The organism is Kitasatospora sp. NPDC059327 (genome assembly GCF_042752535.1).
Classification (GTDB): Bacteria; Actinomycetota; Actinomycetes; order Streptomycetales; family Streptomycetaceae; genus Kitasatospora.
In genome coordinates, this window is sequence record NZ_JBHYYB010000200.1 from 1 (window position 1) to 5,711 (window position 5,711).

Genomic DNA, 5,711 nt, shown 5'->3' on the forward strand with positions numbered 1-5,711 from the left:
CAACGGCTCCAACGCGGGACCACGACGACGCACCGGCACATCCGGAGAACCACTCATGCACGATCTAACGACGGATCTCCGGCGCAGGACACTAGCGCAAGTACGGCGGCAGCACCAAGGCCATGGCCGCCGCCCACGGCGTCTCGCCGCGCACCGTGCTGCGCTGGATCGACGGCACCCGCCACCCCAAGGGCGCGGACGCCGAGCGGTTGCGGCGAGAAGCGCTCGAGGTGCAGACCACCGAGCGCGGCCGCGAGCGCAGGGCCAAGCAGTTGGAGCAGCTCGGCACGATCTCCGGCATCGGTTCCCGGGTCGGGTGCACCAGCACCTTCGAGATCCCGCGGCTCGGACGCGGTCGACACCCCTTGACCAACCGTACCCACCTCTGACTTCGTGGCATTGCCGGTTGAACAGATGCCGCTGGGATCCGGCGTGCCAGTCCCCGTGCTCGCGTCGACGTTGGTAGTTGGCTTTGGCTCCGGGCGAGGCCCGCAGCGCGGAGAACGCCCAGGTCGTGGCGCAGGCGTTGCCGCTGGCTGCCGGTGGCTGGCCGCGACGCTGGCCGCCGTGGCGGGTGCTTTCGCCCGTGCACCAGGCGTTCGGCTTCGCGACCACCTTAGCCAGTATGGGCCTGTATCTCGCCCTCTACCGCGTCGGCGCCCACCAGCTGCGCCTGCGTGCCTCCGTGGGGGTGGGGCCGGCGACGCAGCCGCTGCTGTTGTTCTATGGCCTGAACCAGGCAAGCCGGGAGATCGCGGCTTCTGCCCGGGATTTGAAGGGGCAGGGGTGGAAGATCAGCGGGTACGGCATCGGAACGGACAACGAGACCGGTCCCCTGCCCGCGGTCCAGCTGACCACTGACCATTCCGGCAGCAGGGGCAGCTTCACCTGGCGTTCCTGTCTTTTTGATTCCCCGGTGTGGGGAAGGCTCAGCCGCGGTGATCTCACGGACGTAGATCAGGCCGCGGTGATCTGGCTCGCGTTCAGGCCCATCGTCGGCGCGCTCGGGCGGCGGGTCGTGCAGGGGCGTACGTCAGCGCATCAGCGCGGCGGGTCTTTCGGGCTGCTGAAGACGCCGCTGTTGAGGGCGCGCCCCCATGTCGGGGCGGTCCCGCCCGGGGATCCGGCGCCGGCCGCGATCGCGCCGAACAACTCCTCGTTGAGACGGTCGAGGGCTAGGCGCGCGGCCCCGAGGGCGACGGCCTCGGTGCCGAGCGCGGAGATCTCCAGCCCGGGGGCGTCGAGGCAGAGTTGGTCGAGGTGGCCGCGCAGCGGTTCGAGGAGCGCGTCGCCGGCGAGGGAGAGACCGCCGCCGATCACCACCAGGTCCGGGTTGACGGTCAGGACCATGGCTGCGGCGCCTTGGGCGAGGGTGCGGGCGAAGCGGTCGACGCGCCCGGCGGCGTCGGCGTCCCCGGACCTGGCGTCGGCGAAGATCCTGGGCGCGTCGGCTTCCCGGATGTCGTTCATCGCGGTGCTCTCCCAGCCCAGGACGGCGAGGGCGCCGATCTCGCCGGCCGCGCCGCCGCGGCCGCGGTGGAGCCGGCCGCCGAGCATCATCCCGGAGCCGGTGCGGTGGCCGACGATGATCTCGATGAAGTCGTCGACGCCGCGGGCCGCGCCGAGCCAGTGTTCGGCCAGGGTGGCGAGGTTGGCGTCGTTCTCGACGTGGGCGGGGCAGTCGAACCACGACCCCGCGGCTGCGGCCAGATCGAGGCCGTTCCATTGCGGGAATGGCACCGACAGCGTGATTCGCCCCGCGGTGTCGACGATGCCGGGGACCCCGAGGCACAGGCCCCGCAGCCGGATGTCGGGTCGCGACCCGACGAGGTCGCGCGCCGACGCCTCGGCGGCTTCCAGGAGCGTGACGTCGTCGGCCCGCTTGCCGAGCGAGGCCTGGCGGCTGGTGACGACGTTGCCGTCGAGGTCGGTGATGACCTGGTGCAGGGTGCCGGTGCCGACGTCGACGCCCAGCACGTGGCCGGCCTCCGCCCTGAAGCGGTAGCGGCGGGCCGGACGGCCGATTCCCTTCCCGGGGGCGACCTCCTCGATCCAGCCGCCCTCGGTGAGGTCGGTGATCACCACGTCCACGGTCTGCCGCGAGAGCGACGCCTCGCGGCCGATGTTGGTGAGCGTCATGGGGCCGGCGTTGCGCAGGACGCGCAGGACTGCCTCGGTGTTCAGCCGACGTAGCAGCGCGGGATCGCCACCGGTCAGAGCAGGGCTATTCACGGCACCTCGCCTTCGGTTCGGCCGCCCCTGCGGCCCGATCCCATCTTACGACACCTAGTTACGTAACAGTACGTCATATAGATATTGACCGACCTTCCGGGCGGCTCCTACCATCGAGCCACTCGGTTACGTAACACCGCGATGTATCTCCATTGCGCCATCCGAGGGCCCAAGGCCCTGCACCAAGGAGTCACCGATGAGCATAAGAACCCTTCGCCTCCCTGCCCGCCTGGTCGCCTCGTGTGCGCTGGTGACGGCCGCCGCCAGCGCACTCACCGCTTGCGGGGGCCTGACGCCCGGCGCGAACGGGGACAAGCCCGCGGCCTCCGGCCCGGTCTCCACGGCGCTGCCCACCGGTGCTACGACCCTGACCATCGTGAGCTCCGAGAATTCCGGCACCACCAAGGCCCTGGCGGAGGCATTCCACGCCAAGCACCCGAACGTCACCGTCGACTTCCAATACACGGGCGTCGACGACTACGACAAGAGCCTCAACCTGAAGCTCTCCTCCGAGCAGGCGCCAGACCTGGCGCTGCTGAACAAGCTCGGCACCACCGTCAAGGCGAACCTGGTGCGCAGCCTCGACGACTACGCCAAGGCCTACGGCTGGGACGCCAAATACCCGTCCACCGAGCTCGACCAGTGGCGGGCCAGTGACGACGGCAGGCAGCTCGGCACCGGCCACCTGTGGGCAGCGCCCGCCGGATTCTCGGTCGTCGGCGTCTTCTACAACAAGGACATCGCTGCGAAGCTCGGGATCCAGCCCCCGACCACGCCCGCCGAGTTCGACGCGGCGCTGGCCAAGGCGAAGGCCGCCGGGGAACTGCCGGTCCAACTCGGAAACCTGCAGGGCCACTCGTCCTTCGTCGTGCAGTCGATCGTGGACGCGACCGACGGCGCGGCGAAGACCAGCGACTGGGTCAACGGCAAGGCCGGCGCCACCATCAAGACCCCCGGCGGCACCGCCGCCGCGACCACCCTCGCCGAGTGGGCCAAGAAGGGCTACCTGCCCGCCAGCACCAACGGCACCGACCTGGCCGGCTCGGTCGCCGAGTTCACCGAGGGCAAGGGCCTGTTCCTGTTCGACGGCTCCTGGGACGCCCAGTTGATCGACAAGGCCGCCCCCGGGAAGACCGGCTTCCTGACCTTCCCCGCGGCGGACGGCAAGGCCACGGGCATCGGCACCTCGGTCTCCTACGCCATCCCCGCCAAGGCCAAGAACCCCGATCTGGCGGCCGCGTTCCTCGACTTCATGAACACCCCCGAGGCCGCGCAGATCCAGTTCGACACCGGATTCCTCCCGGTCGCCCACGCCGACACCGTCAACGCGCCCGCCGGAAAGGTGATGAACGAGGTCGCCAAGGGCTGGGCCGCGGTCAACAAGGACAACGGCCTGGTGAACTTCTTCGCCAACACCAACGCCACCATGAACGACACCCTCACCTCCCAGAGCCAGCAGCTCATCGGAGGCAGGATCAGCCCCGAGCAGTACCTCGACGCCCTGCAGAACGACTGGGCCAAGGGCCACCAGTGACCAGCACCTCCCTGCCACCGCAGCCGGGCACCGCGCACCAGGCCACCCCGGCCGCCCCGCCCGCCGGACGAACCGGCCGGTCCGGAGCCGACGGGAGGGCACGCACCCTGCGCGTCGGCCCCCGCCGGCCCAGTTCCCGCAAGGCCGCCTACCTGTACCTCGCGCCCGCCCTGCTGCTCTACAGCTGTTTCGTCGCGCTGCCGTGGCTGCACACCATGTGGCTGTCGTTCTTCGAGTGGGACGGCGTCACCGCCGGCACCTGGGTCGGGCTCGGCAACTACCGCCAGGTCCTCACCGACCCGGCGCTGCGCTCCTCGATCCTTCACGCGCTCGGCTTCATCGGCTTCTACTCGCTGCTGCCGATCGCCTTGGGCCTGCTGCTCGCGGCCGTCATCGGCGGCCGCGGCGGACGCCGCTACCCCGCCAGCCGTACCGTGCTGTTCCTGCCGCAGGTCGTCCCGCTGGTCGCGGTCGGCGTCACCTGGAAGTGGATGTACTCCACCGACGGCATCGTCAACCAGACCCTGCGCGCGGTCGGTCTCGGCTTTGTCACCCGGGCCTGGCTCGGCGACTTCACCTGGGCCTACGTCGCCGTCGGACTCGTCGGCACCTGGGTCATGCTGGGGCTGTGCCTGGTGCTCTTCCAGGCCGGCATCCAGAAGATCGACACCAGCCTGTACGAGGCCGCCCGGCTCGACGGCGCCGGACCCGTCCGCGAGTTCTTCGCCGTCACCCTGCCCGGGCTGCGCGCCGAGATCAGCGTCGCCCTGACCATCACCGTGATCTCCGCGCTCGCCAGCTTCGACGTCGTCTACGTCACCACCGGCGGCGGCCCCGGAGACTCCACCACCGTCCCCGGCGTGCTGATCTACCGGCTCGCCTTCACCAACGGCGAGGTCGGCGCCGCCTGCGCCCTGGCCGTCGTGCTGAGCGCACTGATCGCCCTGGTCGTCCTGGGGATCACCCGGATCACGGGGGAGAGGGACTCATGAACCGTCGCTTCGAAAGCCTGGTCGGCCGTGCCGTGATGGCCGCCTTCTGCCTCGCCGTCCTCGCCCCCTTCGCCGGGATCGTCCTCGCCGCGCTCCACCCGCCCGGCGCCCTGGTCGGCGGACTCCAGTGGCCCGAGCACCCCACCCTGGAGTCTTTCACCCGGGCCTGGTCCACCGCCGGCTTCGGACAGCTCCTCGGCAACAGCGCGGTCATCGCCCTCGGCGTCGTCCCGCTCGCCCTGGTCTGCGCTTCGCTCGCCGGCTACGCCTTCGCCCTGATGGAGTTCCGCGGCCGCAAGGTGATCTTCGGATTCCTGCTCTTCGGGCTCGCTCTGCCCTACGAGGCCGCCGTCGTCCCGCTCTACTACGACCTGCGCTCGCTTGGCCTGACCGACACCCCGTTCGCTCTGATCCTCGCCCTGGTCGGCCTGTTCATGCCCTTCGGCGCGTTCTGGATGCGCGAGCAGTTCCTCGCCCTCCCCAAGGAGATGACCGAGGCCGCCGCCGTCGACGGCGCCGGCAGCTGGACCGTGCTGTGGCGGGTCCTCCTGCCCTGTGCCAAGCCCGCGCTGATCACCCTCGGACTCCTGTACTTCCTGTGGGCCTGGAACCAGTTCCTGCTCGCCCTGATCCTCATCCAGGACCCTGCCGGGCGTACCGCCCCCGCCGGCCTCGGCTTCTTTGTCGGCGCCCACAACATCGACGTCCCGCTGCTCTCCGCGGCCACGCTGATCGTCATCGCCCCGGTCGTCGCCGTCTACCTCGTCTTCCAGCGGCACTTCATCGCCGGGATGCTCTCCGGCGCCGTCAAGGGCTGACCGCCCGTCACGCCGCAGCCGCCAGGTACGCCGTCACCACTCCCGAGAGACATCTCGCGTGCCTAACAAGTCAAGCCGTCGCGGCCAGAGCCGCTGAGGGACCGGAGGTGAACGCATGTTGTTCGTCGAAGAGCT

At 70.2% G+C, this 5,711-nt stretch carries 5 protein-coding genes; 4 read left to right on the plus strand and 1 reads right to left on the minus strand.

Annotation, left to right across the window (positions count from 1 at the left end):
• Positions 1-122: 122 nt before the first annotated feature.
• Complete coding sequence (locus ACFXHB_RS44030; protein WP_380582769.1) at positions 123-389, plus strand: hypothetical protein; 267 nt, start codon at positions 123-125, stop codon at positions 387-389.
• A gap of 652 nt (positions 390-1,041) precedes the next feature.
• On the opposite strand, the gene ACFXHB_RS44035 is transcribed toward ACFXHB_RS44030, so the two are convergent.
• A complete protein-coding gene (locus ACFXHB_RS44035) occupies positions 1,042-2,232 on the minus strand; it encodes an ROK family protein (RefSeq protein WP_380582761.1) in 1,191 nt (396 codons plus the stop codon).
• A gap of 196 nt (positions 2,233-2,428) precedes the next feature.
• Here ACFXHB_RS44035 and ACFXHB_RS44040 point away from each other — a divergent pair, with 196 nt between their 5' ends.
• From ACFXHB_RS44040 to ACFXHB_RS44050, 3 genes are read left to right on the plus strand one after another with little or no spacing between them, the layout of a single operon-like run.
• Positions 2,429-3,766 (plus strand): ABC transporter substrate-binding protein, encoded by a 1,338-nt coding sequence (locus ACFXHB_RS44040; protein ID WP_380582763.1) that lies wholly within the window; start codon positions 2,429-2,431, stop codon positions 3,764-3,766.
• Entirely contained in the window at positions 3,763-4,758 is a 996-nt protein-coding gene (locus ACFXHB_RS44045; RefSeq protein ID WP_380582765.1) for a carbohydrate ABC transporter permease, read from the plus strand. Before ACFXHB_RS44040 ends, ACFXHB_RS44045 begins: the two co-directional genes overlap by 4 nt.
• Complete coding sequence (locus ACFXHB_RS44050) at positions 4,755-5,576, plus strand: carbohydrate ABC transporter permease (protein WP_380582767.1); 822 nt, start codon at positions 4,755-4,757, stop codon at positions 5,574-5,576. Before ACFXHB_RS44045 ends, ACFXHB_RS44050 begins: the two co-directional genes overlap by 4 nt.
• Positions 5,577-5,711: the final 135 nt, after the last annotated feature.

What these genes read in the sequence shown, in the direction of transcription:
- ACFXHB_RS44030 (WP_380582769.1), top strand. Translation starts at nt 123, where the DNA reads ATGGCCGCCGCCCACGGCGTCTCGCCGCGCACCGTGCTGCGCTGGATC.
- ACFXHB_RS44040 (WP_380582763.1), top strand. Translation starts at nt 2,429, where the DNA reads ATGAGCATAAGAACCCTTCGCCTCCCTGCCCGCCTGGTCGCCTCGTGT.
- ACFXHB_RS44050 (WP_380582767.1), top strand. Translation starts at nt 4,755, where the DNA reads ATGAACCGTCGCTTCGAAAGCCTGGTCGGCCGTGCCGTGATGGCCGCC.